At 37.0% G+C, this 26,507-nt stretch carries 28 protein-coding genes; 9 read left to right on the top strand and 19 right to left on the bottom strand.

Annotated elements, in window-relative coordinates:
* Positions 1 to 478: 478 nt before the first annotated feature.
* The 12 genes from BLR30_RS12215 to BLR30_RS12160 all read right to left on the bottom strand — a co-directional run bounded on the left by BLR30_RS12215 (position 479) and on the right by BLR30_RS12160 (position 9,288).
* Positions 479 to 1,369: a hypothetical protein gene (locus tag BLR30_RS12215; protein ID WP_089859097.1), complete on the bottom strand. Its 891-nt coding sequence runs from the start codon at positions 1,367 to 1,369 to the stop codon at positions 479 to 481.
* Positions 1,370 to 1,379: 10 nt separating this feature from the next.
* Positions 1,380 to 2,720, bottom strand: a complete 1,341-nt coding sequence (locus BLR30_RS12210) for a coiled-coil domain-containing protein (RefSeq protein WP_089859094.1) — start codon at positions 2,718 to 2,720, stop codon at positions 1,380 to 1,382.
* A gap of 6 nt (positions 2,721 to 2,726) precedes the next feature.
* Positions 2,727 to 3,134, bottom strand: a complete 408-nt coding sequence (locus BLR30_RS12205; protein WP_089859092.1) for a hypothetical protein — start codon at positions 3,132 to 3,134, stop codon at positions 2,727 to 2,729.
* Positions 3,103 to 3,534, bottom strand: a complete 432-nt coding sequence (locus tag BLR30_RS12200; RefSeq protein WP_089859089.1) for a DUF6804 family protein — start codon at positions 3,532 to 3,534, stop codon at positions 3,103 to 3,105. Before BLR30_RS12200 ends, BLR30_RS12205 begins: the two co-directional genes overlap by 32 nt.
* A 4-nt stretch (positions 3,535 to 3,538) precedes the next feature.
* A complete protein-coding gene (locus BLR30_RS12195) occupies positions 3,539 to 3,754 on the bottom strand; it encodes a TM2 domain-containing protein (protein WP_089859086.1) in 216 nt (71 codons plus the stop codon).
* Between the two features lie 2 nt (positions 3,755 to 3,756).
* On the bottom strand, positions 3,757 to 4,383 hold the full coding sequence (locus BLR30_RS12190) for a PH domain-containing protein (protein WP_089859083.1): 627 nt from the start codon (positions 4,381 to 4,383) through the stop codon (positions 3,757 to 3,759).
* A 15-nt stretch (positions 4,384 to 4,398) separates the two neighbouring features.
* On the bottom strand, positions 4,399 to 4,917 hold the full coding sequence (locus BLR30_RS12185; RefSeq protein ID WP_175443657.1) for an SH3 domain-containing protein: 519 nt from the start codon (positions 4,915 to 4,917) through the stop codon (positions 4,399 to 4,401).
* A 10-nt stretch (positions 4,918 to 4,927) separates the two neighbouring features.
* Positions 4,928 to 5,998 (bottom strand): type I restriction endonuclease, encoded by a 1,071-nt coding sequence (locus BLR30_RS12180; protein ID WP_089859076.1) that lies wholly within the window; start codon positions 5,996 to 5,998, stop codon positions 4,928 to 4,930.
* 10 nt (positions 5,999 to 6,008) lie between these two features.
* Entirely contained in the window at positions 6,009 to 6,341 is a 333-nt protein-coding gene (locus tag BLR30_RS12175) for a YegP family protein (RefSeq protein ID WP_089859073.1), read from the bottom strand.
* A gap of 348 nt (positions 6,342 to 6,689) precedes the next feature.
* The gene (locus BLR30_RS12170) at positions 6,690 to 7,352 is read right to left on the bottom strand and encodes a response regulator (RefSeq protein ID WP_089859070.1); all 663 of its coding nucleotides are present in this window, start codon (positions 7,350 to 7,352) and stop codon (positions 6,690 to 6,692) included.
* 3 nt (positions 7,353 to 7,355) lie between these two features.
* Positions 7,356 to 8,993, bottom strand: a complete 1,638-nt coding sequence (locus BLR30_RS12165; RefSeq protein WP_089859066.1) for a sensor histidine kinase — start codon at positions 8,991 to 8,993, stop codon at positions 7,356 to 7,358.
* A 76-nt stretch (positions 8,994 to 9,069) separates the two neighbouring features.
* Positions 9,070 to 9,288: a hypothetical protein gene (locus BLR30_RS12160; RefSeq protein ID WP_139164624.1), complete on the bottom strand. Its 219-nt coding sequence runs from the start codon at positions 9,286 to 9,288 to the stop codon at positions 9,070 to 9,072.
* Positions 9,289 to 9,686: 398 nt separating this feature from the next.
* Between BLR30_RS12160 and BLR30_RS12150 the strand changes: the two genes are divergently transcribed.
* The 8 genes from BLR30_RS12150 to BLR30_RS12115 all read left to right on the top strand — a co-directional run bounded on the left by BLR30_RS12150 (position 9,687) and on the right by BLR30_RS12115 (position 20,647).
* Positions 9,687 to 10,502: a hypothetical protein gene (locus BLR30_RS12150; protein WP_089859057.1), complete on the top strand. Its 816-nt coding sequence runs from the start codon at positions 9,687 to 9,689 to the stop codon at positions 10,500 to 10,502.
* Between the two features lie 73 nt (positions 10,503 to 10,575).
* Entirely contained in the window at positions 10,576 to 12,372 is a 1,797-nt protein-coding gene (locus BLR30_RS12145) for a metallophosphoesterase family protein (protein ID WP_089859054.1), read from the top strand.
* 304 nt (positions 12,373 to 12,676) lie between these two features.
* A complete protein-coding gene (locus tag BLR30_RS12140) occupies positions 12,677 to 13,219 on the top strand; it encodes a hypothetical protein (protein WP_139164623.1) in 543 nt (180 codons plus the stop codon).
* Between the two features lie 625 nt (positions 13,220 to 13,844).
* Positions 13,845 to 14,891, top strand: a complete 1,047-nt coding sequence (locus BLR30_RS12135; protein ID WP_139164622.1) for a hypothetical protein — start codon at positions 13,845 to 13,847, stop codon at positions 14,889 to 14,891.
* Between the two features lie 217 nt (positions 14,892 to 15,108).
* Positions 15,109 to 15,846 carry a DNA-binding domain-containing protein gene (locus BLR30_RS12130; protein WP_089859046.1) on the top strand — a complete coding sequence of 246 codons (738 nt, stop codon included), beginning with the start codon at positions 15,109 to 15,111 and terminating at the stop codon, positions 15,844 to 15,846.
* Positions 15,847 to 16,291: 445 nt separating this feature from the next.
* Positions 16,292 to 17,980 carry a DUF6909 family protein gene (locus tag BLR30_RS12125; RefSeq protein WP_089859043.1) on the top strand — a complete coding sequence of 563 codons (1,689 nt, stop codon included), beginning with the start codon at positions 16,292 to 16,294 and terminating at the stop codon, positions 17,978 to 17,980.
* A gap of 158 nt (positions 17,981 to 18,138) precedes the next feature.
* Positions 18,139 to 18,603 (top strand): DUF1572 domain-containing protein, encoded by a 465-nt coding sequence (locus BLR30_RS12120; protein ID WP_089859040.1) that lies wholly within the window; start codon positions 18,139 to 18,141, stop codon positions 18,601 to 18,603.
* Positions 18,604 to 18,805: 202 nt separating this feature from the next.
* Positions 18,806 to 20,647 (top strand): M1 family metallopeptidase, encoded by a 1,842-nt coding sequence (locus BLR30_RS12115; RefSeq protein ID WP_089859038.1) that lies wholly within the window; start codon positions 18,806 to 18,808, stop codon positions 20,645 to 20,647.
* A gap of 197 nt (positions 20,648 to 20,844) precedes the next feature.
* Here BLR30_RS12115 and BLR30_RS18090 read toward each other — a convergent pair whose 3' ends face one another.
* Positions 20,845 to 21,024: a bacteriocin-like protein gene (locus tag BLR30_RS18090; protein ID WP_449390418.1), complete on the bottom strand. Its 180-nt coding sequence runs from the start codon at positions 21,022 to 21,024 to the stop codon at positions 20,845 to 20,847.
* Between the two features lie 315 nt (positions 21,025 to 21,339).
* On the opposite strand from BLR30_RS18090, the gene BLR30_RS12110 reads away from it, so the two are divergent.
* A complete protein-coding gene (locus BLR30_RS12110) occupies positions 21,340 to 22,098 on the top strand; it encodes a type III pantothenate kinase (protein ID WP_089859033.1) in 759 nt (252 codons plus the stop codon).
* A gap of 87 nt (positions 22,099 to 22,185) precedes the next feature.
* Here BLR30_RS12110 and BLR30_RS12105 read toward each other — a convergent pair whose 3' ends face one another.
* From BLR30_RS12105 to BLR30_RS12080, 6 genes are all read right to left on the bottom strand, one after another.
* A complete protein-coding gene (locus BLR30_RS12105; RefSeq protein ID WP_089859030.1) occupies positions 22,186 to 22,617 on the bottom strand; it encodes a nucleoside deaminase in 432 nt (143 codons plus the stop codon).
* Positions 22,618 to 22,622: 5 nt separating this feature from the next.
* On the bottom strand, positions 22,623 to 23,255 hold the full coding sequence (locus BLR30_RS12100) for an energy transducer TonB (protein WP_228400760.1): 633 nt from the start codon (positions 23,253 to 23,255) through the stop codon (positions 22,623 to 22,625).
* 44 nt (positions 23,256 to 23,299) lie between these two features.
* Complete coding sequence (locus BLR30_RS12095; protein ID WP_089859027.1) at positions 23,300 to 24,220, bottom strand: helix-turn-helix transcriptional regulator; 921 nt, start codon at positions 24,218 to 24,220, stop codon at positions 23,300 to 23,302.
* Between the two features lie 209 nt (positions 24,221 to 24,429).
* Positions 24,430 to 24,984, bottom strand: a complete 555-nt coding sequence (locus BLR30_RS12090) for a hypothetical protein (protein WP_089859024.1) — start codon at positions 24,982 to 24,984, stop codon at positions 24,430 to 24,432.
* Positions 24,984 to 25,667 carry a hypothetical protein gene (locus BLR30_RS12085; protein ID WP_089859022.1) on the bottom strand — a complete coding sequence of 228 codons (684 nt, stop codon included), beginning with the start codon at positions 25,665 to 25,667 and terminating at the stop codon, positions 24,984 to 24,986. Before BLR30_RS12085 ends, BLR30_RS12090 begins: the two co-directional genes overlap by 1 nt.
* 68 nt (positions 25,668 to 25,735) lie before the next feature.
* A complete protein-coding gene (locus BLR30_RS12080; protein WP_089859018.1) occupies positions 25,736 to 26,377 on the bottom strand; it encodes a DUF2589 domain-containing protein in 642 nt (213 codons plus the stop codon).
* Positions 26,378 to 26,507: the final 130 nt, after the last annotated feature.

Below are 26,507 nucleotides of genomic sequence, written 5' to 3'. Positions count from 1 at the left end.
AAAAAAGCGAAGAAATTATTCTTCGCTTTAACGATCAGCTTAAAAAAACACCTCAAAGTTATTTCTACCAGATTACACTCTCCAGAAAATCTGTTTAATCTTAATCTACCATTTTAAACTAAAATGGTAGTCTGTTTTAATTTAATCTACCGTATTATATTCTCACGGCAGCCTGATTTAGTTTAATCTATCAGTTTAGAATAAATCAGAAGTCCGGTTTAGTCTAAACTGACAGTTTAAATTAAAATGGTAAACCATTTTAAATGAAAACATCTTTTTACCACTAAGGATTTACTGCATAACGTCTTATTTTTTTGTGCTTCGTCCATTCGAGTGTTTTTTCGTAACAAAGTGGAGAAAAAATGTATCGAGAATGAAATTTATCCTCAAAACCAACTTCTCGATACGATTTTTTCAAAATCTACTCGAAGTGACGGAGATGAATAAAATGCAGAACGCGTATATTAATTGTGTTTTTTTAGTATTTCCCTGAAATTGTTTTTAAGATAATCGGTTCCAGGTTAGAAGGAAGGTCTGCAGATTTTATTTCATACTTTTTAATTTTCATTTCCTTGAACCAGTTTTCCCAATATTCTTTGATAACCGCTTCTTCGAAAGGATTTCCTTTTTCAGGATTGATTCCCAGGACAATTACTTCAAGGTTGCTGAGATTGTCATTAGCCTTTACAAAACCGTATGTATTCTTTTCAATGGTATTTTTGAAATCGGAAGTGGTGAGATTGTTAGCTTTAATTAATTTACCGGTCAGGTAAGAAGTCTTGTTTCCTTCTGCAAACTTCGTGTTTTCGTGGTACATATATCCATCCGTGAGAATAAAAAGGATGTTTCTTTTATCATCTTTAATGCAATAATCTTTCACTTTGTTTTTAAAAAACTCCCAGATATCGGATCCTACGTAATTTCCGTCTTTTATGGCTGACTGATAAATATTTAACGGCAATTCGGAATACTTTTTATCAACCAAAGCAAAGTAACTTTTCTGAGTATTTTTATCAAATGAAACCTTCAGTTCTTTCGTAAAGTCATTGATTTTTGGATCGGAAGGTTCAGGATTAAAAAATACCTGCATCTGATCGTCGTACGTAATGATTTTCTTGGATTTGATATGATTTAAAAATCCTTTTTCGATGGCTTTGATGTATTCTACATCTCTTTGGAAATACTGCATCGTAGGATTCGGATTGGTTATGGGATCGATTCTGTCTGATAAGTCAATCAGAATGCTGACATTAATGTTGTTGAGATCAGTGGTTATCACAGAATCTTTTTGGGTTTCATCTTCTTTATTGCTTCCTTTATTGCAGGAAATCAGAGAAATAACCATAAACAGATAAAATAATTTTTTCATAAGATTGATTTTATAAAGCTGATAAATACACTAAATTCTGAGTATCCGAATTGGCTCCGACTCTTTCGAGATTGGTTTCATACGTTTCAATACAGCTTTCGATCATCATCTGCTTTTCTGTTTTGGAAACCGCAATTTTTTCTCCGATAAAGGTGATCCATCCCTGAACATATTCTGAAGCATACCGTTTGTAATCTTTAGTAGGAATAATAACACTGTCTATGATATTCTGAAGCTCTTCGATTCTGCCGCGTGTTTTGATAATGAGTTCTTTAATGCTTCCGATGCTTGCCGTAATCTCTTCGATTTCCTGTTTTAAGGCAGTGATTTTTTCTAAAAGAGAAAGTATTTTTTTCTGCCTGATTTCCTGCTCGCTTCTTATTCTGTCTTTTTCACGGTGCTCTTTCATAACAAAGTCGAAAACAAGTCCCCAGATAATATAGACGATAAATCCTGCGAAAATAATTCCCCAAAACTGAATTTTGGTAAAAGCGATTTTCAGATCGAAAGGGGGAGAATCGAAGGTTTTGTTCAATTCATATAATTTTGACTCGATCTCATACGCTAGAATAGAATCGAAAACAAAAGTCACCAGAAATAACAAGCCTAATTTGACATAATTGACTTTCGTTTTATTTTCCCCAAACATGTGGATCAGAAAGCCTAAGCCAAGAAATACAAAAGGAATCAGCGTAACGAAAGCCACTTCGATAAATCCGTCATTCCAGGCTCTTTCCCAAGCTTTTGCATCTAAAACACTTTGTATAATAGTTATTTTGGGATCAAAAGTCTTAAAGAAAGCCGAATAAGAAGTGGAAATATAAAATGTGGCCAAATATAATGTGATGGGAATGAGAAGAATCAGTCCGATCCAGAATTTTGCAGATGCACCTTTGGTGGCTTTTACATTATATTTTTCGGGGCTTCTGGGCAGATCAAGAATTTCGGCTTTTAAATTATCAATATTTTGCTGATGTACTTCAATTTCTTTGTTTTTGGTTTTCAGTTGCTCTTCCTTTGTTTCCTGAGAAACGGTTAATGCTTTGATTTCCGTTTCACGGTTTTTCTGTTCATTGATGTAAGATTCTTTCAGCTTCTGTTGCTTTTCAACCATTTCCTTTTCTTCATTCTGGAATTTGGAGTAAACGGCATCCAGGCAGATGGATAGGGTAGAGTGATTCCCGCTGGTGCGCGAACTGTCCCTGTATCCTGATTCGTGATACGTTCTTTTACGACTTTCTTCGTAAGATTCTTCCGAGGTATTGATTTCGGTTTTGGGAAGCTGTTCCTCTTGCTTTTCTATCGGAACGGATTTTAATTTAAATAAGTTTTTTATGCTGGTGGTATCCATGGCAGGTTAGTTTTTTAGTTCATATAAAATTTCATGTTTGTTCTTTCCAATTTTTACGGCTTCGATGAGATAATCTACAATGGCCGTTACATTTTCTTCCAGAAATCCGAACATCAGCACGTATTTCTGCATCGCAGAATATTCATTGGGAGAAACGACTCCGTCTGCCCAGATCATCACGGTGAGATCGTACAGATAATCTACTTTTTCCTCAATGGTTTTGGGAACGATTGATTTTAGATTGATCGGATTTAAAAGAATTTCATCCAGGTTTTTAGAGGAAATTCCTCTTTCTTCGGCACAGCGGTACAGCATTTTCAGTTCCAGGGCACTGAAATCGTCATCACAAATGGCCATTTGATATAATCTTAGAAAATGCGCTTTAAGATTTTCTGTTATCTGATTGTTGTCCATGAGATTGGTTTTCTTTTGGTTTTTTAGGGTTAATAATTTGGTCCCGCGAAGGAAGTCTGAGGTTTGTTGCCTGATCTGTTGTTTCTTCGGTAATGATTTTTTCTTTTATCAGCTCCAGCTTGTCTACGAAAGTAATCAGCAGAAATAGTATTCCTGTAATCGTATCGATAGGAATCCACAGGCTTTTCCGGAACAGATAAATGGGAAAAACAGGATTGAAAAGGATAAGAATAACAAGAAAGATTATACTGAAATAATGTTGCCTAGCGCTTAAGGTAATATATAACACCAGTAACGCTGCAATAGAAACAAGAATTCTGAGGAAAGTATAATATTCTATAGGAAGCCTGAAAATACCGATGAAACAACATAACGCACAGAAGGTGAGAAATGGTTTCATGATTTTAAAATCCGGTACGGAGGTTATATTTATAGTTAAATCGATGCTCAGACATGAAAAGAAAAGCGAAGAAGTCAATCAAAGCAATGAATGCAGGAATAAAAGTCCAGCAAAAAACCAGATAAAGTATTCCCAAAATATTCTGCCCCAGATAAAATCTGTGAATGCCTAATCCTCCAAGAAATAGAGCAAGCAATGCGGTGGTAGATTTTGATTTCATAATTAAACTCTTGATAAGATTTCGTTCTTTTTAGTTTCAAATTCTTCAGCGGAAATAATTCCGTGCTCTACTAAACCTTTCAGCTTTTGAAGAACCGCAAAAGGATCTTCATTTTCAATGAGTAATGGTTTTTGTTCGTGCTGAAATTGCTGAGGTTGTGCAATAATAGGAGTCGCATTGTTTACAGTAACACCTCCGGCAGAAGCTCTCAGTGTTTCAAGATTTTTTTCTCTTCTTACACCGCGCATTCTTTCCTCCACTTCCTGAGCAAACTGATAGAGTCTTCTCGCTTGATTTTTAGGAAGATAATCCATCATATTGATATGGCTGCTTACTGTTTTCATAATAAATGTTGAGCCTATGATTCCTTCTTTTATGTGACAATCTGCAATGTCTACCCAGTTATAATCCTGGAAATCCATGGATAATCCGAAGTTTTTTGGTCTGCAGAAAATGATTCTTCTGTTGGTAAGCGCAATACAGTCTGGCGATACGTTGAGTACCGGCTTTTTCTGAACCGCAATATATTCTACGGTTTCCTGTGAGGTAAGCAGGCTTTTTATCCTTCCTAAAAGCTTTTCAACGGCTTGAGGATCCTGCTCTTCATTTAAAAAATTCTTTAAGTTCATGTTATTTTGGTTTGATTATTTTACATCTTTATTAGAAACATATCCTTTCTTGCCGCTTGATTTCACCTGTACTTTGAACCATTGTCCTTCTTTTGAAAGCTGAATCAGTTTGGCATTTTTGGAAACAGTTGTTATTATTTTAGATTGAGTTGATGGTTTTTCATAGATATTAACGGCTCCGATTCCTGCGAGATACCTGTTGTTAGAATTGATATTAACGCTCAGCTCAACTTTCGGAATCTTGCCTGATTTATTTTTTGAAGAGGTATAGGAACTTAATGTTTTGTCCTTTCTAGGCTTGCTTTTTTTATAGGAACTGCCGTAAGATGAGTTTCTTCCAGAAGAACTTCCACTGCACACGCCGCAGGTTCCTCCGCTACCGCAATGTCCGCATCGCGAACAATTTGAGCAGGCTGTGCAATAGGCAGAACCGGTACATCTTCCGCCGTGTCCTATATTGTCATTTGCTTTCACGCAGGAATGCAAAAGGAATACGCTAAAGGTAAGTATGATGAAGGGTATTAGTTTTTTCATGGATATCGTTTTAATTATAATTTTCCAACGTCTGGTGCAATTGATTTCTGTAATGGTAGATTTCATCAAGATTATTTAATAAAATCTTTTCTCCTGCATCTTTTCCGTTATGGAATATTTCAAGGTATTTGTTGGTTGTATTAAAGTGTAACCTGCAAATTGGTTTCCGGTTGTTGTCGTCCAGTAAAATACCGAAATAAGATAAAGTATCTCTATGTGCAATTCTGGAAGCAGGAATTTTCTCCCGCAAAATTGCTTTTACAACCTGAAATCCTTCCAACTCTTCTTCGGTGGTGACAATTTTGGAATCGTTATTCTCGTCAATCGGCTGTGCATTTTTTACCTCTTCATCCCTTTTTTCGATCTGCTCGTTAATGCTCAGTGCCGATTTAAGTCTGAAGCTGATCGATTCATTAATAGAAGTCGTCAGCGCCTTTTTTGTATATTCCTTAAAAGAAATCATTCGGTTCGCAGTCAGATGTTTTTCAAAAAAGCGATTGACCAGGAGTTTTACCAATTCGTCAGAAGGATTTTCAATTTCCTTTTCAAATTCTTTTCGGATGGCTTTGATGTATTTCAACGCTTCCGCAGAGTCTAAAATACTTTCCAGATTGTAATCTTTCTTGGTGAAATTTTCCAGTATTTTGATCGAACTGTCTTTTAAGTCTTCAATATTAATCGTGAAAAAAGGCTTTTCATCCATGATATTCGGCTTTTCAAGATCGGTGTAGAAATTGTAAATAATTCCGTTCGTAAGCACGCCAAATCTCGTTTTGGAAACATGATAATACCGGTGGAGCTGCGAATTGTGAGCATCTGCGCTTTCTTTCCAGTGCTTGCATTCGATGATGAAGATCGGCTCGTCATTATTTTTAATTACATAATCTACCTTTTCTCCTTTTTTGGTTCCGATATCACAGACGTGTTCGGGAACAACCTCTGTCGGATTAAAAATATCATAGCCCAGAATCTGGATAAAAGGCATGACAAAAGCATTTTTTGTAGCCTCTTCGGTTCCGATCTGATCTTTCAGTCCGATAACTTTCTGGTGAAGCTGCTCAAGTTTAATTTTAAGATCCATAGAATTAGTATTAAAGAGTTTCGTCTATAATTTCTGCGGTCGGCGCATTAGATTTTACCGAAGCAATTCCACTTTCCATTCCGGATTTTGAAGTGTAGAATTGACTTTTTCCAATGATTTCTCCGTTTCTGGCTTTCAGTACGAAATAATCTTTACCATTCACCGCTACTCTTCGGTCATACCTGGAATCGTCCTTAGAATTAATTCTTACGGATTCTATTCCTTTCTGGCAGGAGGCTTTCTGAACGTAGCCTTCGCTGGTTAAAATAATTTCACCGTTTGAAGCTTTCAGGTTAAACTGATACTCCTTATTTACTCTTTGGCTGATTATAAATTTTCCCATAATTGATTTTTAATTAACAATCCAAAATTATGAGCATTAGATCCGGAATCCTTACGGTTTTCCGTAAATGGTAAAAAATAAACCTTCCGGATGATTCCGAAAGGTCTTTTTAGGCTGTTTTTTGATGGTAACTCAGACCGATTTAAATTTTAAATATATTTTTAACATTAAGGAATTGAGTTATTTTCTTAATCATCTTAATTTAAAATCAATGTATTGATTTCTTAGTTTTTTAGCTTAATAAACTGAATGTCTAAATGTTAAAATTAAGAATAAACAAAGTTTATTTGTATGCAGTAGATTAAGTGAAACTTCATAAAAATTATTAAATAAAAATTCAAAACATTCTTATAATATGCCGATGTCCTTGCACATGACAATCAGCTCAATATTGTTTTTGGCTCCAAGACTGTCGCGGAGGTCATTCAATCTTTTTTCGATAGAGCTTTTGCTGTCCGGAGTGATGCCGTTCTTTTTAAAATGTTCTTCAATTTCGGCTTGCTTCCAGCCTTTGGACAGAAGTTCAAGTAACAGAATGTCATAATCGGTAAACTCAAAAGACGTATTTCGGATGGAATTTAAAATCTCCTGCGGAATCACCGTTTCTCCGTTAAAAACTTTTTTGATGGTATTCTTCAGCTCTTTCCCGTCATTTCTCGCTTTAGCTACAAAACCGTTGATCTTGTAGATTTTATAAAGGTCATCGATGATCTTCGGCTTTTTTTCTATTGAAAAGGCAATGACTTTTAAATTCGGCTGAATCTTTCGTGCTTCCTCTATTAATTCCTGTCCGGATTTTATTTTTTGCTGTATATGATCCTTGTCAAAAGACAGATCCGTGATAAGAAGATCATAAGGGTTATTCTCTGCAAATGCAGTCTGAATGTGTTTTAATGCATCATCGCAATAACTCACGAAATCAAAATTTTTAATGTTTAATTCTGCGAGAGTATTGACAATCCCGGAATTTCTGATCTCATGGTCTTCGGCTATTAGTGCTTTTTTAAACATAATTTAGTGTATTGGAATAGTTATTTGAATTATTAATCCGCCTGAAGGATTTTTTTCAAAAGTAATATCTCCGCCAATCGATTCAATACGGTTTTCCGTATTGTGAATCCCTGCTCCTTTCCGGTCGTTAAGATTATCGATTCCAACCCCGTTATCGGTGTATTTTATTTTTAAGAGATCGTTGTTTTTTTCAAATTTAAGAGAAGCCAGCTTTGCGTTGCTGTGTTTTTTCATATTCACCAAAACTTCACGCACGATATAATAAAGCTCAAGCTGAACATTGTAAGAAACGTTTTCCCAGATATTCTCATTGTATCCCACGGTAAGAACCTTTTGCTCAGGAGAAGAATAAGACGAAATCATTTTAACGAAGCGTGACGAAAAATCTTCCTCGATGATCGTCTCATGAGAAATGTCCCTGGATTCTTCGTACATCTTTTCAATATTATTAAGGATCTTGGTTTTATCTACTTCAGGATTATTCTGTACATCTACCATCATGTGGTAAAGCCCGTTCGCCACCACATCATGAACTTTCTTAGACATTTTGAGTTGGGTGTTTTTTACTTCGAGCTCTTTTTCCTGTTTGAGACGGATTTGTCTTTTTCTGAACCATATGATAAGAACAATAGATAAAATTAAAGCGATCAAAAGCAGCAAAATTTGATTGTCACGCTCAGAACCTTCTGCCTTTAATTTTTGATTTTCAGCATTTTTCTGTTCTATATCGTACCTTACAACAGCAAACTGATTTTTTGCCTTACTTTTAGAAATCTGTAAGCTGTCATTTAATACTTGGAATTCTTTAAAATATTTCAGATAATTTTCTTTATCGAGATTAATTATCTTCTGAAGTGCTTGTGCCTGGTCTTCTATACTGTTATTTTGAATTGATACAGCCAACATTTTTTTAGCATATTCTAATGCCTTTTCTTTGTCTCTATCTAAAAAATAATTAGATAATGTAGCGTAACTTGAATTTTGTCCTAAAAGATCATTATCCTCTTTCCTTATTTTTAATGCCTCATAAAGCTCAGGTAAAGGATTGTAGTTTGGATCTTTATTATACTTTGCTCTTGCAATATTATTCAATGCTTTTGAATAATCTCTTGTATCTTTAGTTTGGAGAGCGATTTTAAAATTGTTTATTGCTTGTTTATAGTCTTTTAAAGTTGTTAATACATCTCCAAGATTGTTATGATATAAGTACTCGTTCTTTGGGGAATTTACATATTTTAATGCTAGTTTATAAAACTTGATGGAATTGTCAAATTCATAGAGATAAGAAGAGCAGATTCCTATATTATTATAACTTGCTGCTAAAGACAACCTAGTTATACTATCATTAATATTTTTAAGAAATCTATTAGCTTCAAGAGAGGTTTCGATGCTACCATAATAATCACCATTATCATGTTGGATAATAGCCATATTTACCAATGATCTTCCAACTCCCGAAGAATCATTGTTTTCTAAATAGGAATTCTTTGCTAAATTATAATAATAGAAAGCAAGATTTCCTTTTGTACTTTTCGCTTTTTTATAATAATTGGTAGCAATATTTTCATTTTGAATATTCGTTTTTGTCTTGCCACAGGAAGATAGCAAAAGTAAGAGAATAAGTAGGAAATAGTTTTTCATGGCTGTTGGTTGTCAGTTTTATTTTGCAAAGTAATAAAAAAGAGCAGATTAAAACAATCTGCTCTATAATAATTAATTATGGATTTGTAAAAGGAGGAGGTGTCTGTCCTGTGTTGCCTCCCGTACTTCCTCCGTTTCCCGGCCCGTCCGGATCCACTCCCTCTCCCGGATCTGTTCCGTCTCCCGGCGCTAGTTGTGTGGTTATCTGTCCGTTGTTGTCGTTATTACATGTTGATGTTTGGGCATTATGGTGTCCGAATGCTAATCCTAATAGCATCAATATAAATTGGATCATTGTTCAAAAAATTTAATTGTTAAAGCATTCGTGTTCTTCCCTGCGAAACTGATCGCAGGCGGTGCTACACGTTGAAAAAATTAGAAGCGCTTCTTAAATTTTTTGGGAAGTGAACCTTCAAAAACGGAAGAGAAACGTCTGCTTCCCAACCCGGAGTTTTCTTCCGTTTTATCTGGTGATTTTTGAAATCAGTTTTGTAAATTTGTTTTTGTCTGTTTGTTTTAATGTTTTGTTTATCTACTGATTTCTGAAGCAAAGATGCGACAAAGGTTGACGCATGTGTTAGACAAAACTTGGACATCGATGGACACAAAAATGGGCACACAAACCTTTACGGAAAGCCGTAATGCGACACGGTATAAAATCACTTATTTTGTAATACCCTTAAAAAACTAATTATGTCCAAGAAAAAACTATTAATTATTGAGGTATTTGAACAAGCTAAAAGAGAGTCTGATAAGACTTCAAAAAATGGTTTGGCAATGTATTTAAAAGTACATTTAGAAACTTTTAAACTTTTTCTTGATGAGAAAACGTTTAGCAGATATCACGACTCGTTTGTGACGGGTATAAAAAAGGAAGTTAATCCGGACAAGGACACGTTGGATAAATTAAGCCAATATGTAGGCTACAAAAATTTTACAGACTTTTCAAATACATTTATTAAAAAGGATGAAGAGGCACATTTTACAGAAATAAAAGTAAATGTTGATGGTAATGAATTGTCAAGCCCAAAGCCCGGCACTGATGTATATATTAATATTACCAATACTAATAAATCAACTATTTCTCCTGTAAAAGATTTCATGGTAAAAAACAAAATGGGAATTCTGGAAATGACCTTTGTTTTACTCCTCGCTACGGGCGGTGTCGTTTTTTCAAATCCCAAAACTACAAACCCTTTAGGAATTACATCGGTTTGGAATTCTCCCGCCACAGACAAACCTTTTATGTATTGGGATAAAGACCGGTATATGGCGACAGACAGCAGCTACCTTGGGCCACAGATAGAAGTTGTGCCGATGGATAAAGAAAACTTCACTTATCTTAAAAAGATCACCAGACCTGATACACTCACGGTAGATGATAAAGTCTGGTACGATAAAACCAATAACCAGGTAGAGTTTTTTACAAGCTTCGGAAAACATCCGGAAAATGGGAAAACACTAAAAGAAGCAACAGAGCATATCATTGAAACGTATGCGGGGCGATAGTTTCCTTCACAATTATTTAAAATTCAATTCAACCTAATCCTGAAATATTCCTTTACCTTCGTTCTTTTTTAAGATGAATAAAGGAATATTTTCATTATTGATATTTATTTTCTCATTGTTTTCGGCACAGCAGAAACCCGTGCAGATTGCTTTTCTGTCGGATGTGCATTTTCAGGATCTGTATGGGAACTTTTCCGATAATGATTTTAAAGGAATTACCAATCCGAAAACAGGAAAGAAAACAATCCTCCGAACCATGGAGGCACAGCTGCATTCTACCAGGATTTTCAATGAAAACTATTTTGCCTTTCTGAAAGCATTGGATGATATTGCCGAAAAAGGTATTGAGATTGTCGCGATGCCCGGTGATTTTTCAGATGACGGACAGGCATACAATCTCCGCGGACTGCATCAGATTCTTGAGCAGTATCACCAGAAATACGGTATTGAATTTTATATAACAACGGGAAATCATGATCCGGTAGGGCCATTCCGGAAGGATGCGGGGAAAGACGATTTTCTTGGGCAGGATGGTTATCCGCTCGGAATTTACAGTAAAGACAATATCGGAAAGATCAATCACAGGATCATCACCAGAGACATTGCAGAATCAGGATATCTTGAAATTCTTGATGAGCTGAAAAACTTTGGTTTTTACCCCAAAAAAGAAAATCTGTTCTGGAGTACGCCCTTTGCCCAATATTCACTCAAGGATTATTCTTATGAAAAAGCTCTTCAGAAGGCGGCATACACCCAAAGAATGTACGATGTTTCCGAAGGATTTCCGGTTCCCGATCTGAGCTATGTCGTAGAACCGGTACAAGGTGTTTGGCTGATGGCCATCGACGGAAATACGTACATCCCTAAGAATACCCATGAAAATCCTGCCAATGCAGAAAATTATAAAGGAGCCGGCATCGGATACAATAATGTGCTTACCCATAAAAAACATCTTATAAATTGGGTGAAAAAGACGATGGAAGAAGCCCGTAAGAATGGTAAAACAGTGATCGCATTTACGCATTATCCCATGATCGATTACAATGACGGAGCCACAAAAGACATCAAAAATCTGCTTGGTGAAAAGAAATGGCAGATGGAAAGAGTGCCGCAAGATGAGGTGGCGAAAGCCTTTGCAGAGGCGGGCTTACAGATTCATTTTGCGGGACATATGCATATCAATGACACAGGGGTACGGAAAATCGGGAGCAAAATGCTGGTGAATGTGCAGGTGCCGTCATTGGCGGCCTACATTCCCGCCTATAAAGTGCTTACGATACAATCTCCTGATAAAATGGAGGTACGGACGAAAGTTTTAAATGATGTTCCCCGCTTCGATGAACTGTTTCCGCTGTATGAAAAAGAATATGAAGTCTTGCAGAAAGAAGAGAGAAAGGATAGTTGGAATAAAGACATTCTGAAATCAGCGTCTTATCACGATTTTATGCTATTTCATCTGAAAGAATTGGTACGGTTGAGAATGATTCCCGGTGACTGGCCCAAAGATTTTATTGAGAAAACGAAAGGTTTCACCGGTGAAGATCTGTTGCTGTTGGTAAAGAACACAAACAAGCAGAAAGAAAAAAGTATCTACAATGAAGCATTTAAAAAGTGGAACATGGAAGATCTGCTCTTCGACCTCTATAAATTACAGTCGGCTGATGAGCTGGCTAAAAAAGATATACCTGCCGAAAGGCTTCAGCAGTATCAGATTCTTGAAAAGCTCTTTCTTAAATATAAAGGGAACGATCCCACGACCCTGAAGCTGAAAAGTGTTTTTAAGATTCTCACACTCCTTTCTCATGGAGATCCTGCCGATCATTTTGAAATTAATTTGAAGAAAAGTACCATTAAACGTATCGGAAACTGATGCATAAACTTCCCCCGAAAGGTTAAAAAATATAGTATTAGTTTCGAGGTTTTTAGCGGCTCTTATAAGGACATAAAAAAAGTAGTCTTGGTTGGACTACTATTTCAGCTACAAATGTAAACAAAATATTTTCACCGCCAAATACTAACCTCTTATTTTCTAATTTCTTACATATTGACAACAAAAACCATAAAACCGTACAAACTTACACTACAGTTTTCCTGATTTATTTTATATATTTGTGATCTAGTGTTCATTACCTAGAAATAGTAGTCCAACCAAGACTACTTTTACAATAGCACGTATGAACACAATGATGAAAAGCTATGAACCTTCTCCATTACTACGTTTTTGCGTAGTGTGGTGGTATATTTTCATCCCTTCAAAAGCATATTCCGGTTCGTTTGTACCGGCAGATTCCATTATTTTCGTAGCTGAAGACTCGTATGTCTATTCAGAAACCTCTGTTTTTATTGCAGGTTCTGAACAGAATAAAGGTTTTGCATCAGCTAAAAAGTCCAAAGATTTTCTTAAGAGATCATCTTTATCATTTTCTAGTCAAAAGTCAGTCCATATTGCAGCCCATAAGGTCTGCTATACAGGAAGTCCGTGGAACCGTAATGACCCCGGACGCATTTCTCGTACCTCAATGTTGGGGATTACGGGAAACTCTTCAGTAAAGCTTCTTGATAAAATAATAAAACCTTTATTTCTCGCGCTTGCAGTAATAAGTAGGGATAGAAAGGAGCTTATAAACGGAGCGTTTTATCCATTTCAAATTACAAATATCATCATCAATCACTTTGTGCGTCCTCCGCCTGCAGGCACAAAAGTTTTTAACACATAAGTCGTATAAGAGATAAGGTTACAGCTTTGAAAACAAATAGAACACATAAGACTTTGAAAATCGAAGATTTTCTTACATAAGGATTCATCATTCACTATTCACTCATTATTCACTCACGAGCCACTTCGTTTGTCATCCCATAGGGATCTTAGCAAAGTATTTCAGATTGCAATTGTGAATTGGATGTTTAAAAATAAGCGAAACGCCTAATGCAGAGGATGTGACTTCGAGAACCTCAGTCACCGGCGTTTTACAAGTCTTTGTCATTTCGCTAGGAATCTCGGCATAGCTGGTAATAGTAGCATGGAAAGATTCGGGCTCAGATTCCTACGGGATGACAATCGGAGTTGTAAGGAAACTAAATTTTGGGTATTGGACTCGTCGTCAATTCGAGTGTTTTTTCGTAACAAGGTGAAGAAAAAATGTATCGAGAATGAAATTAATCCTCAAGTTCGCAAACTTCTCGATACGATTTTTTCAAAATCTACTCGAAGTGACGATAAACCCAGCGAGCTCTTATAAGTGCAACGCCTTTGTGAAACTTAACAACATAACATATTAAAAAAAATCTTTGTGGGCTTCGTGTTCACAATTAAGAATATAACAACAACATAAATACAAAACAATGAAACATTTATTTACAGCCGCCGCGATGCTGTTCAGTATGACAACATTCGCTCAGGTGGGGATTAATAATACTTCCCCAAAAGCAACCCTCGATATCACCGCCAAAACCACGGACGGCAGCAAACCCGAAGGACTCATCATCCCGCAATTATCAGGTAGTAATATCCATACTGCCACAGCAGCAGGAGTCTATGGAACAAACCAGAAAGGGCTTATCATCTATGCAACCTCCGCTGACTCATCCCCAACTGGTGCCACTGCCAACATTACCGCTGCGGGATATTATTATTTTGATGGCAGCACATGGCAGAAGATTATGACCGGTAGCGTAACCAACTCAGATCTGACGACAGGAGTAGGCGGTATCTACAAAGGAAGCGGTTCTTTATCCGGAAACACTACAGTCACACAGGGGAGTAATACGTTGGCTTTTACTTCTACAGCCACGAATGGATTTTCAGTAGATGGCACAACACTTTCTGTAGATGCAGCGAATCATAGAGTCGGGATAGGAACTTCCTCCCCAACACAAAAATTTGAAATCACATCTGGTATTGCTAATGATTCTGGAATGAAATTTAATAATCTTACATCTTCCAGCCCTGTATCCAGCGGTAAAGCCTTAGCAGTAGATGCGAATGGAAAAGTAGTCACAATAAGTACTTCCACACCCACTGCACAGGTCGTGGCTGAAAATTTAGCTCCCAATGTAGGGAGTGGTACCAATAAGTCTTGGAGTATTCCATATAATCACCCAGGAGGTTTGGCTTATATTAATATAGCAGCAACGTGTTGGTCAACAACTGGGAATATGACATCAATTACTTTTGAAATTAGAGATGCTTCAAATCAAATTATTCAGCTCAAAAGTGTAAGGCTTCCAGCTGTTGTTCCCGTAAATGTAAGAATTTCAATGCCTCCTATTATATCGGCAATAAATTTACCTGCTGGTGCTTACACATTTTATGTTTATAAATCCTCGGGATTTTCGGATACTCTGATTGATGCTTCCGATGTTATTTCTATTTCTAGTTTGATTTTTTAAATCATACCTACGTTATATATGTATTAAACTGAGTTCGGTTTAAGCAAAATTTAGAAATAGGAGACTGTTCCCTCACTCTTACTAGTTTTAAAATATAAGAGACAGGGGCTATCACTAACAATCTGACAACTACATTAATTAATCCTAATCCTCATAGGTTTGTAAAAACCTATGAGGATTTAATAACAAGTTTAACAACCATTTAAAATCAAAAACAATGGCAAACATTCTCCACAAAATCAAAGCGTATCTCTACGATAACACCTTAACCAAAGACAATCCCAATGACTTCATTGCCCGCACCGCAAGCGAGCGTTCTCTTTCTGTAAAGCAGATATGTGAAGCTGCCGCCAGCCGTGGTGGTGCAGACGTTTCCGCTTCGGCAATGGAGCATGCGACTGAGCTCTTCCTAAAAGAAATGGCGTATCAGCTTTGCGATGGCTTTTCAGTGAATACCGGGTATTTTACCGCAAGCACCACCATTCGCGGGGTATTCGACAGCGCGTCTGAGACGTTTAACAAAGACAAACACAGCATTATCTTCCAGTTTAACCAGGGAGAAAAACTGAGAGCGGAGATTCCCAATATTGAAGTTGAAATCCTGAGCGTGGCAGAATCTTCTGCTGTGATTCTCCAGGTAACTGATGTGAAGAGTGGTTCAGTAAATGATCTTCTCACACCAGGCAGAAACCTGAAGATTGTGGGCAGCAAGATAAAAGTCGCCGGTGAAGATCCTTCGGTGGGAATCTATTTTGTAAATGCCACAACACACACAAGAACCCAAGTAGACACTTCCGATATCGTCACCAATAATCCTTCGGAAGTTATGGTCGTAATTCCTGAATTACCATCAGGTACCTACAATCTGGAAATAGTGACACAGTTTTCTAAGAACAGTGCTTTTCTAAAGGAGCCAAGAGTCGCTCTTTTAGATAAATTGTTAACCGTTGAATAGGAAATCAATGGTGTCGTCCGTAGGCTTCCTTGTCCCTCGTCCGAAGGAAGGTGTTTCCTTCGCTCGGAGGACAGTGTGTCACTCACCCGAGGGATGACGTGTCCTCAGTACTGTCCGGTCAGTGCCACTCGGGCGAACCGGTCAGTGCCACAGGTACGTGTGGGATCGTGTCACAGATGTGAACCATTCCAAAATAAAATTTAAGATTTATTCAACAGCTCCGGTTTGGGAAAGATTTCCAGGCCGGAGTTTTGGCTTCGGCTCCGCTCAGCCAACTTTTGATAGAAAGGGTGTAAGAGTTTTAGAGTTGAATTCCTTGTGGTGACCGAAGCCTTGTGAATTATTCTAGGATACAAAGGCGAAAAGTATTATGTTAAACCATTTATTAAAAGATACTTAAAATAAATTGGGCGGAGATTTTGTATATTTGTGTGAAATTTATTTTATGACAAATTCTAGAGCAAGAGAAACAACGGAAGCAATTGAAAGATTGTATATCTCTATGAGACACCTCTTTTACAGAGGTTTTTTTAAACCTGCCGGTGTTTCGGGAGAAAGTATCAGAAGTTTGTTGAAAAGCATCAATCCGGAGATCTACGGAAGCATGAATGTGCCGAGTAAACTGGAGCTGGATGGTTTGATGTACGTATTAGACAGACTTCCTGAGGGAATTGAAGAATGTGCTTTTATTCATCTTACATCGGATGAAGGGTTTGATAAAGGAAGTTTCGAACCGATTGTACCTAAAAAGAGAAGAAGAAACTGCTACAGGATCGATGAGCATCAGATGAATATTGAGGTTCTTCTGGGACGTTCCGAAATTTATGATATTCTTACCCACTTAACATTCCTTTTTATTGAAGCGGATAAAATCAGAAACCTGGCTTTTATTCAGGATGAAAACTGGAAACCGACCCGCGCCTTCAAAATTATTGAGGAAGTCGTAAAGGGCGAAAAGAAATTCAGCAGAAAGGAAAAAGAAGTTGCCCTGATTCATCTTTCTTCTTTAATAGGAAGAACGTTTGATGAAACATTGAACGCATATAATACATTCGGCGACGACAGTAATCCGGATCGTTTGTTTAAAATCATCTACAACCTCGGGAAAGTAAGCCTTGAAGATGCAAAACAGACGAGAGAACGCGAAATTCATTTTAGTGCGATCTTAAAAGAAAGAGTAGGGCATCACTATTTCGGTGAAAAATGGGCTCATAAAGTGAAGGAGGTTTTATTTGAAAATGATCTTCATATGCGTCCGCTTCATATTATTTCGGCCAATATGCATTCAGTGAAAAATATGTTGTATGCCAACGAGGCGCTGAAGAAAAAAGATCATCAGGTCGATTATAAAATGTACGGAGAAATTTCGGATAAGAAAGAGCTTCGTGATAAAGTTTCGAAATACGCTTTGGATCAGGGGATGATCTATATTAATGATAAAAGCGGAAGTAATATCGATGTGCAGATCATTGACCTCAGCAAAACCAATCTCAAAAATACGCCGTTTCAGGACATTAAATTCGGAGGAGATGATGTGATTATGGTTTTCGACTATGCGTTCGGGGAACAGGCTTTTGAAGTGATGGATGAATTACTGAGACCTTTTGAACATAAAGGTGAAGTGTATATGATGAAAGTAAAATCGGTCTCTATCATGGGTAAAGCAGGAATTCTTGCCGGCGGAAAAGGGGATATCATGATTCCGACATCACATATTTTTGAAGGAACAGCAGATAATTATCCTTTTGAAAATGCCTTAAAACTGGAAGATTTCAAAGATGACGAACTACAGGCTTTTGAAGGACCAATGATTACCGTTTTGGGAACATCACTTCAGAACAGGGATATCCTTTCTTATTTTATGAAGACTTCCTGGAAAGCAATCGGGCTGGAAATGGAAGGCGCACATTATCAGAAGGCTATTCAGGTAGCATCTAAGATCAGACATCATATTTCACCAGATCTGTTTGTGATGTACGCGTATTACGCTTCGGATAACCCTCTGGAAACAGGGAGCACGCTTTCTTCAGGTGGTTTGGGACTTACCGGAGTAAAACCTACATATCTTATTACGTTAAGAATTTTAGAAAAGATTTTACAAAGCGGCAAGAAAGAAATTCAGGCTAAAAAATAATTGAAAGTAACACTGATAATATTAATCCTTCAAGGTTTCAAACTTTGAAGGATTTTTTATTTTCCACGAATCTCACAGTTTTGCAGGAAAGTAACATTTATCATCAGTAAAATTAACATAGGCAAAATATATTATCTTTAAAGATAAATTCAAATGCTATGAGTACAACTTTACAACTTGCCAAAAGATTCAGAGAAGTAGTATTAGACGGTTTATGGATCGCCAATACCAATTTTAAACACCAGCTTTCCGATGTAACATGGGAACAGGCCACCACAAAAATAGGTTCTCTGAACACCATTGCCATGCTTACCTTTCATATAGATTATTATATTGCGGGACTGGTACATGTTTTTGAAGGGGGTGACCTCGAGATAAGGGATAAATACAGTTTTGATCTTCCACCGGTAGAATCTCAACAGCAATGGGAAGATTTATTGAATAAACTTTGGAATGATGCTGAAAGATTTGCAACCCTTCTGGAACAAATGCCCGATTCTAAAATGGATGAAGGTTTCGTAGACGAAAAATACGGAACCTATTTGAGAAATATTGACGGAATGATCGAGCATTGCTATTATCATTTAGGTCAGATTACTTTGATTAAAAAACTTTTATCTTAAAAATATCACCGGCATCTGTATCACGTGAACAGGAATAACTGTCTGTGTTTAATGTGGAATATTTGTGATTATTCCTATCTGATTTTAACAATCAAAATAAATTTAATCTAAAACTGAAATAAGCAAAACGAAATCCTCATTAAAGCTTCTTTTTTGAGGGTTTTATTTTAAATACTTACCTTTAGAAAAAAATAAATTTTAAATGAAAAAATTGGTTGCAATCCTGTTTGCGTTTATCATTTCTCAGTTTCAGGCTCAGCAGGGGCCATATTATCAGCAGCATGCAAATTATAAAATGGACATTGATGTAAATGCTGAAAAATTCACCTACGAAGGCAAACAGACGCTAGACTATACAAACAATTCACCGGACGAGCTTAATGTGGTATATTTTCATTTGTACTGGAATGCTTTTAGACCCAATTCTATGATGGATCAGCGGGTGGCTGCACAGGGAAAAAATGGTGATTCAAGATTGCAGAAAGACGGGGTTTCAAGACTTGCATCAATCCCGAAAGATCAGGAAGGCGCACAAAATATTCACTGGATTAAGCAAAACGGAAAAACACTGAAATTTGAAGTCCAGGAAACCGTAATGAAAGTGTATCTGGCAGAACCGATTAAACCAAATTCTTCCACTATTTTTACCCTCGAATGGGATGCTGTAATTCCGCAACAGATCAGAAGAAGTGGCAGGAATAACAAAGAAGGCGTAGATATGACCATGACGCAATGGTATCCTAAAATAGCAGAATACGACTATGACGGCTGGGCAACCTTCGACTATATCGGAAGGGAGTTTCATGCGCCATTCGCAGATTTTGAAGTTAATATTAAAATCAATAAAGACTACGTAATCGGAGCAGGAGGAATTCTTGAAAATCCGGCTGAAGTGAAAGGATATGATGCAAATGCAAAAATTAAAGCAGATAAAAATAAAGCAACCTGGAAATGGACAGCAAAAAATATTCTCGATTTTGCATGGGCAGCAGATAAAGATTACATCGTAAAAAGCTTCGATGTTCCACAGGGCCCGAAAGTATTCCTGGTGTACCAGAATAATGAAAAGACAAAAGTTTGGGAAGAAGCGCTGCCTTACCTTACCCGATATTATCAGTTGATGAATGCCCATTTCGGAAAGTATGTCTATCCTACCTATGCTTTCATTCAAGGCGGAGATGGAGGAATGGAATACGGAATGTGTACCATGATTTTGGGAGAAGCTAAAAACATTGAAGGACTGATGGGTTTAATGGCTCATGAAGGCGCACACTCCTGGTATCAGCAGATGCTTGCTACCAATGAGCCGATGCGTCCGTGGATGGATGAAGGATTTACCAGCTACGCAGAAGGATTTGTTATGAATCAGCTTTTTCCTCCGGCGCAGCCGCTTCCAAATCCGTTTTTGAATTCAATCAATGCCTACAGAAATTTTATTAAAAAGGGAATTGAAGAGCCTGCGGTATGGTTGGGAGATCATCATGATAACGGAACTTCTTATACCTATGCCTCTTATGTAAAAGGGGAGTTGTATTTAGTACAGCTTGGTTACATCATGGGCGAACAGAATTTAGCAGAAACATTAAAACAATACTATAACCAATGGGTGTTGAAGCATCCTTCCGACAGAGATTTTCTGCATATTGCCCAACAGGTTTCAGGGATGGATCTGAAATGGTTTCAGCATTACTGGATCAATACCACTAAAACCATTGATTACGGAATCAAAGATGTGAAATATGATGCCAAATCTACCACTATTACATTAGTGAATAATGGTCAGGTACCTATGCCAATAGATTTCAGCGTAGTGACAAAAGATAACAAATTAGTTAATTATCAGATTCCGATGAATATGACACGTACCTGGAAAGAAAAAGATGTATATGGCGAATTTAAAACAATTCCTTACTGGTCATGGACTCAAAAAGAATATACCCTCACTGTTCCTTACACCAAATCTCAGCTATCTGCTTTAGTGATCGATCTTAGCCAGAGAATTGCTGATGTGAATTTGGAAGATAACGTTGTTGAAGTGAAATAGAATTTTAAAAATAATAATCTGCCACATAACTATATGATCTGTTAAACAAGCTTTGACATATAATTGGTTCAGGAAAATTACAAGAAAGGCCGTCTACACAAATTGTGAGACGGCCTATTAATTTTGACATAAATAATAAATCTATATATGATCTATGCAGAATTATATTATTTATGGTTAGTTAATATAATGCAAAATTATAAGGAAATACAATATCTTTTAACGGAACTAGGGCATCCTATAACTGACATATATGTAAGACCTGGACCCGGATTTAATTGGCATCCCATAGCATACATGCTATCGACACATTCTTGTGTATATCCTCCTTTTAAGGTTCTTAGATTTTCTCTTGAAAGTTTTTTTAGATTTTTCATAATTATTAATAATTGTTTGTAATTCCTACTCTTTAATAAGCTTTTCGGATCCCGCTTTAATTTTTTTCTAAATTAACAAATTTTCCTTACAAAGCAAGGGCTGTTTTCAAAGATTTGTGATTTTAATTTTTAGATTTATAAAGTAAAATAGATTTAATATTGAGACCCTGCTTGGATGAAAATAAAAATAAGTTTCAGATATTAAATAGCACTATCCTCCCAATAAAATAATTCCTGAATGAATTCGTTTTCGCTATATTAAAATCATTAAATTTAATGCCTTAAATAATAGAGATTCCATTTTACAGTAAATAAATGAATTCAATCGTAATCAATGTAGGAAACAGCAATATCAGATTTGGGCTTTTTAATGATGATAACTGTGATATTTCTTGGGTTATTAATACCAAACCTTACAGAACGGCAGACGAGTTATATGTTCAGATACTAATGCTGTATCAGACCTATAAAATTGAACCTAAAGAGATTGACAAGGTTATTATGGGGTCGGTAGTTCCCCAGCTTACCAAAATTATGAGTTCTGCCATCCGAAAAATTCATGATATCAGTCCGGTGATTGTAGACAGAAGTACTCATTCTGGCGTTGAAGCGAAGTCTAAGCAGATGGGAACGGATATTTATGCCAATCTTGTGGCAGCACACAATATGTATCCGGACAGGAAAAAAATTGTTCTTGATTTCGGAACAGCACTCACTGCAAGCTGTATTGCAGAAAATGGTGAAACGTTAGGAGTCATCATTGCTCCCGGAATTATTACGGCTTTAAATTCACTCATCAGCCAGACCGCTCAGCTTCCGGAGATCGAACTGGTAAAGCCCAAAACCGTTCTTGGCCTGGATACGGTAACCTGTATGCAAAGCGGGATGGTTTACGGTTTTCTGGGAATGGTGGAAGGCTTTATCGACCGAATCAATGATGAGGTGAACGATAATTGTTTTGTGGTAGCCACAGGAGGTGTTTCACATGTGTATAAACCTCTTACGGATAAAATCCATGTGATGGACAGGCTTCATACCCTGAAAGGGCTTTATTTTTTAGGAAAAGATTTGTAGAAGGAGTTTAAGGTGAGGTTTACAAAACCTGGATGTGAATAGAGCAACAAATTACTCAGCCTTAACCTTAGCCTCAACCTTTCATAATTATCTCTTTGATTTAAAGAATTCTTTCACAATAGAAGAGCATTCATTTTCCATAATTCCTGTTACGATTTCCGTTTTGGGATGCAGGGAAAGATGTTTATTGATAAATCCGCGCTGCTCGTCTCTTGCGCCAATTACGACTTTCGAAATCTGCGCCCACGAAAGGGCTCCCGAACACATTATGCAGGGCTCCAGCGTTACATAAATCGTGCAGCCTTTTAAATATTTTCCGCCGAGAAAATTCGCTGCGGAAGTGATGGCCTGCATTTCTGCGTGTGCGGTAACGTCATTTAATGTTTCAGTAAGATTATGGGCTCTTGCAATAACACGGTTATTAGATACTACGACGCAGCCAATCGGAACTTCATCTTTTTCAAGGGCAATTTCGGCTTCGCTCAATGCCATTTTCATGAAATATTCGTCGGTAAACATTTTTATTATTCAATATTCATAGTTAAAGGAAGTCGGAAACGGTACCTCACCGGATTTCCATTGACGATGGCCGGAGAAAATTTCTGCGAAACAGAATAAAGTGCAATTTCAGCCTGTCTGTTGAAGGTAAAATTATCTCCCTGTGCTTCAACATGGGTTATGGAGCCATCTCGTTCAACGATAAAAGCAACACTGGTTTTTACGGTTTTAATTTCTGAATAGACCCCACCAAGATAAAAAAGATTTGCAATCTCCGTACGAAGCTCATTAATTCCTCCGGGATAATCTGCCGCTTTGTCTATGACCGGCGATGCGACAACAGGTGCTTCAGGAAAAGCATTGGTTGTTTCTGTAAGATTGAGCCGGGCAAGATCTTCCATGTTTTTTGTTTTTAATAAAACGGCAGTTAATGCGACATTTTCAACACTGTCCATTTTCTGCATAAAGAGCAGATAATCCTGCTTGATAGATAGCTTCCGGAAATTATCTGTTTCAGCATCGAATTTTTTCTTGAACTCGCTGCCCAGCATGGAGCGATGCTGATTGTAATATTGTTTAACCAGCCTGAAATCTTCAGTCTGCTGCGAAAAGCATAAGGCAGAGATAAAGAAAAAAAGAAACAGAAAAAAGGGTTTCACTTCGATATATTTATGTAAATGTACTTAAAAAATCTTATACATTTTTAGTTTTCGAGGTAGCTGTTCAGGGACTGCTGCAAATGATTCCGGATCTCATCAACTAAAACTTTAGGTTCCAAAACCCGAACCTCTTTTCCATAAGATAAAATCTCTTGCATAAAATCATACGTCGGATGCAGAAAAAATTCAAAAAAGATCTCTTCGGGAGTTTCTTTTGTTTCTTTTTGAGACTGATGAAGCGGAAAACTTTTGATGTATTCTCCCTGATGCCTGCTGCATTTCAGTACAATTTTCTGAGGATTCTGAGCGCTGAGATTCATCACGCCGAAAGCATTTTTAAAATGTTCTCTGAAATTATATTTATACTTTTCCCTGAATTGCTTGTCGCTCACGTCAAGATAATTGATCCTGTCGAGACCAAAAGATTTCAGTGCTTTATCCTTCGTGTCAATGGCAATAAGATACCATCTGTCTTTGGATTCTTTTAATGCCAAAGGATGAACTTTACGGGAGGTCATCAGTTTATTTTTGTAATTGTAATGCTCAAAGGAAACGATTCTTTTGTTTCTGATGGCGAAAAATAAATCATAGAAATGTTCGACTCCGGTTGGTTTTCTGCTTTCAAAAAAGATAAAATCTGAAAAGTCGGGGTGGAGGTTCAGGGCATTGCTTACCTGGAAAGATTCCAATAATTTCTGGTTGTATTCATCTACTTCCATGATGGGACGGCTTTCGATATAATATCGGTTATCACCCTTCTTTTTATTGTGAATAGATAAATTAAAAAGATCTGAAATTTCACGAATATCTCTTTGTAAGGTACGAATTGAATAGCTTTTAATGTCAGCATCCTGAAACTCAAAAGAATTAAGCAGATACTCTTCCAGTTGCGAATAGGTGGCCGGAGAGCTTTCCAGTCTTTTTATAATTAAAGCGTATCTTGTCAGGTAAAAGTCTTTTTTCATTATTAAAAGTTTCTATCACAAATATATGAGCTTAATGCGACAAAAGGTGTCGTGTTTTATTATTGTGGATAAGTTTTGCCAATAAATTTTCAATAATATTCATTTTAAATTGAATGGAATATTTGTGTTAATATTAATGAATTAAATACGCAGGAAGGGAGTGACAGAAACATACGGATAAAAAAAATAACTCAAAACTGAGTTATTTTTTAGGTAAAGTCGTTTAATTCTATTTCATCACCCATTAGCATCAGAATATCCATTTCAGAGAGTGATGATTTTAGTCTGACGGCACCCATCTTCAGATCATTATCCGATAAAATGTACAACCATATTTTTCTGATGAAATCTTCAAATGGCATACTTTGATCGTAGATCTGCGTGTGGGTCTGAGCGGTAAGTACCAGCAACTGTTTCACAATTTCCCTGCATTCGTTGATCTTTTTTTCATAAGGTATCAGGACGGTGAGAACGGTGTTCTGGATGTCGTACAAAATCCCGGAAGCTGCTTTTACCTGATTTTTTTTGATGTTTGTACCTCTTCCTTCCGCCATTCTTGCTGCAATAATTTTGCTTCTGAAACCTGCAAGTTCAGATACTTCGCTGATATTATAAGTAGAAAAAATGTCTTCCGAAGTTTTCAGCCAATGCATGGTCTTGTCGACAAAATGCGGATCTTTTTTTTCAAGCGAAGAAACAATCGCAGGAAATTCCTGTAACTTTTCTTTGAGCTGGCTTACCAAAATAAACTGTGATTTTCTCATTACTCAGGAATTAAAGTTTCAACAATATTTCCATTGATATCTTCATATCGTGACCATTCCATGCCTTCTTCACTTACGCTCATTTTGGCATAGATTAGACATTTAGGATCCAGGCTCATCAGTTTGTTTGCTTCTACGATAATTTCATTTTGGTCTGCTTTTTCGATGGTTTTTCTCGCTTCAAGAAGAGTACGGTCATTAAGGCTTGCTTGCAACGTTTCGGATTTAACCTCTCCCCATTTAAAGTTGGGCAGGCTCAAACAAAAATCGGTAATGTATTCAGGAATAATTTTAAAATAAGTTTCCTGTTGTGCGGTTAGTGTCGGGGTATTTTCTTTCCTGATTTTATCAATAGCATCATCATAATATACTTCCATGTCGATCAGGAATGCTTTCAGCTGTTGGTCACTTGATGTGTCAGAGGCATTATAGCCAGTTTTCATAACAGTGGTGATTTCGTCATAAGCAAAATCTCTGAGTCTCATAATGGTTTGTACTCCTGCTTTGGCGAAGGGGATCGTAAGATCTACGGTTCCGATCTTCATTCTCGGGATAGAAAAGTTTTTCAGCATTTCATCCTGTGCATATTCTTTTGCGATTTGTACGGTCTGCAAGTCGGCCATTTTTCGGGCAGAGGCAATTTCAGAAACAATTCCTCCAAGATATTCATTTAATGTGGGCATGATAAGTTTTTTTATTTAATTAAGATGGTAGAAAAGGATGGCTGCTGAAGCAACCATCCAAAAAAAAATTAATTGTTGACTGCAGAAATGCTGTCTTCAAGCATATCCATCACTCTTGCAAGTCCGGCTGGCAATTCGTCATTTACCGCTCTTACATGAACACCCAGAGTGTATGTTCTTTCGGTAGTGGAAGTGCTGGATGAAGTCTTTTTGTATGATGCAGATGCATTAAACTTCACTTTCCAGAATTTTGCACTTATGCTTGCAGAACCACTGAATTCGCTTGAAACATTCTGAGTTTCCACAGAGTTTAGTTTAGCGTTAAAATCAATGGTCATTTCATCAATTCTCAAGGCAGGAATGGTAAGCATTGTAAGAAAAGGAACCTTAAGGTTAACTTCTGCATCGGTAAAAGGATTGCTGTATTCTTCTGGAATCTCAGTAGCACTTTCATTTACTTTTCCTTCTGCTTTTAGCTGCTCAAGAGTTTTTTCGGCATCTGGATTGGGGACCGACTTTTTGTAATTAAAATCCACGTATTTTAAAGCGACCGGTTCATCTTCGTCCTCAGAAGGAACAAAACCAACCTCTTTAATAAAATTGACCTGTGAAATGGATGCATCGTGCTGGGCTTTTACTGCTGCCTGTAACGGGCCGCCAATGTAAACGCTGAAATCTAAACTGTTTAATTCTTGTACTAAATTTGCCATAATGTTAATGGTTTTAATGGTTAATAAATTGATTATATAGCAGTGCTAGCAAACTGATATTATTGGGTAATACATATTCTTTCCAGCTTTTGAAGCTGAATACTGAAAGTAAATATGTCTGAAGTTTTTA

This window comes from Chryseobacterium taeanense, from assembly GCF_900099685.1.
GTDB lineage: Bacteria > Bacteroidota > Bacteroidia > Flavobacteriales > Weeksellaceae > Chryseobacterium > Chryseobacterium taeanense.
This window is presented reverse-complemented; position numbering and strand designations above follow the sequence as displayed.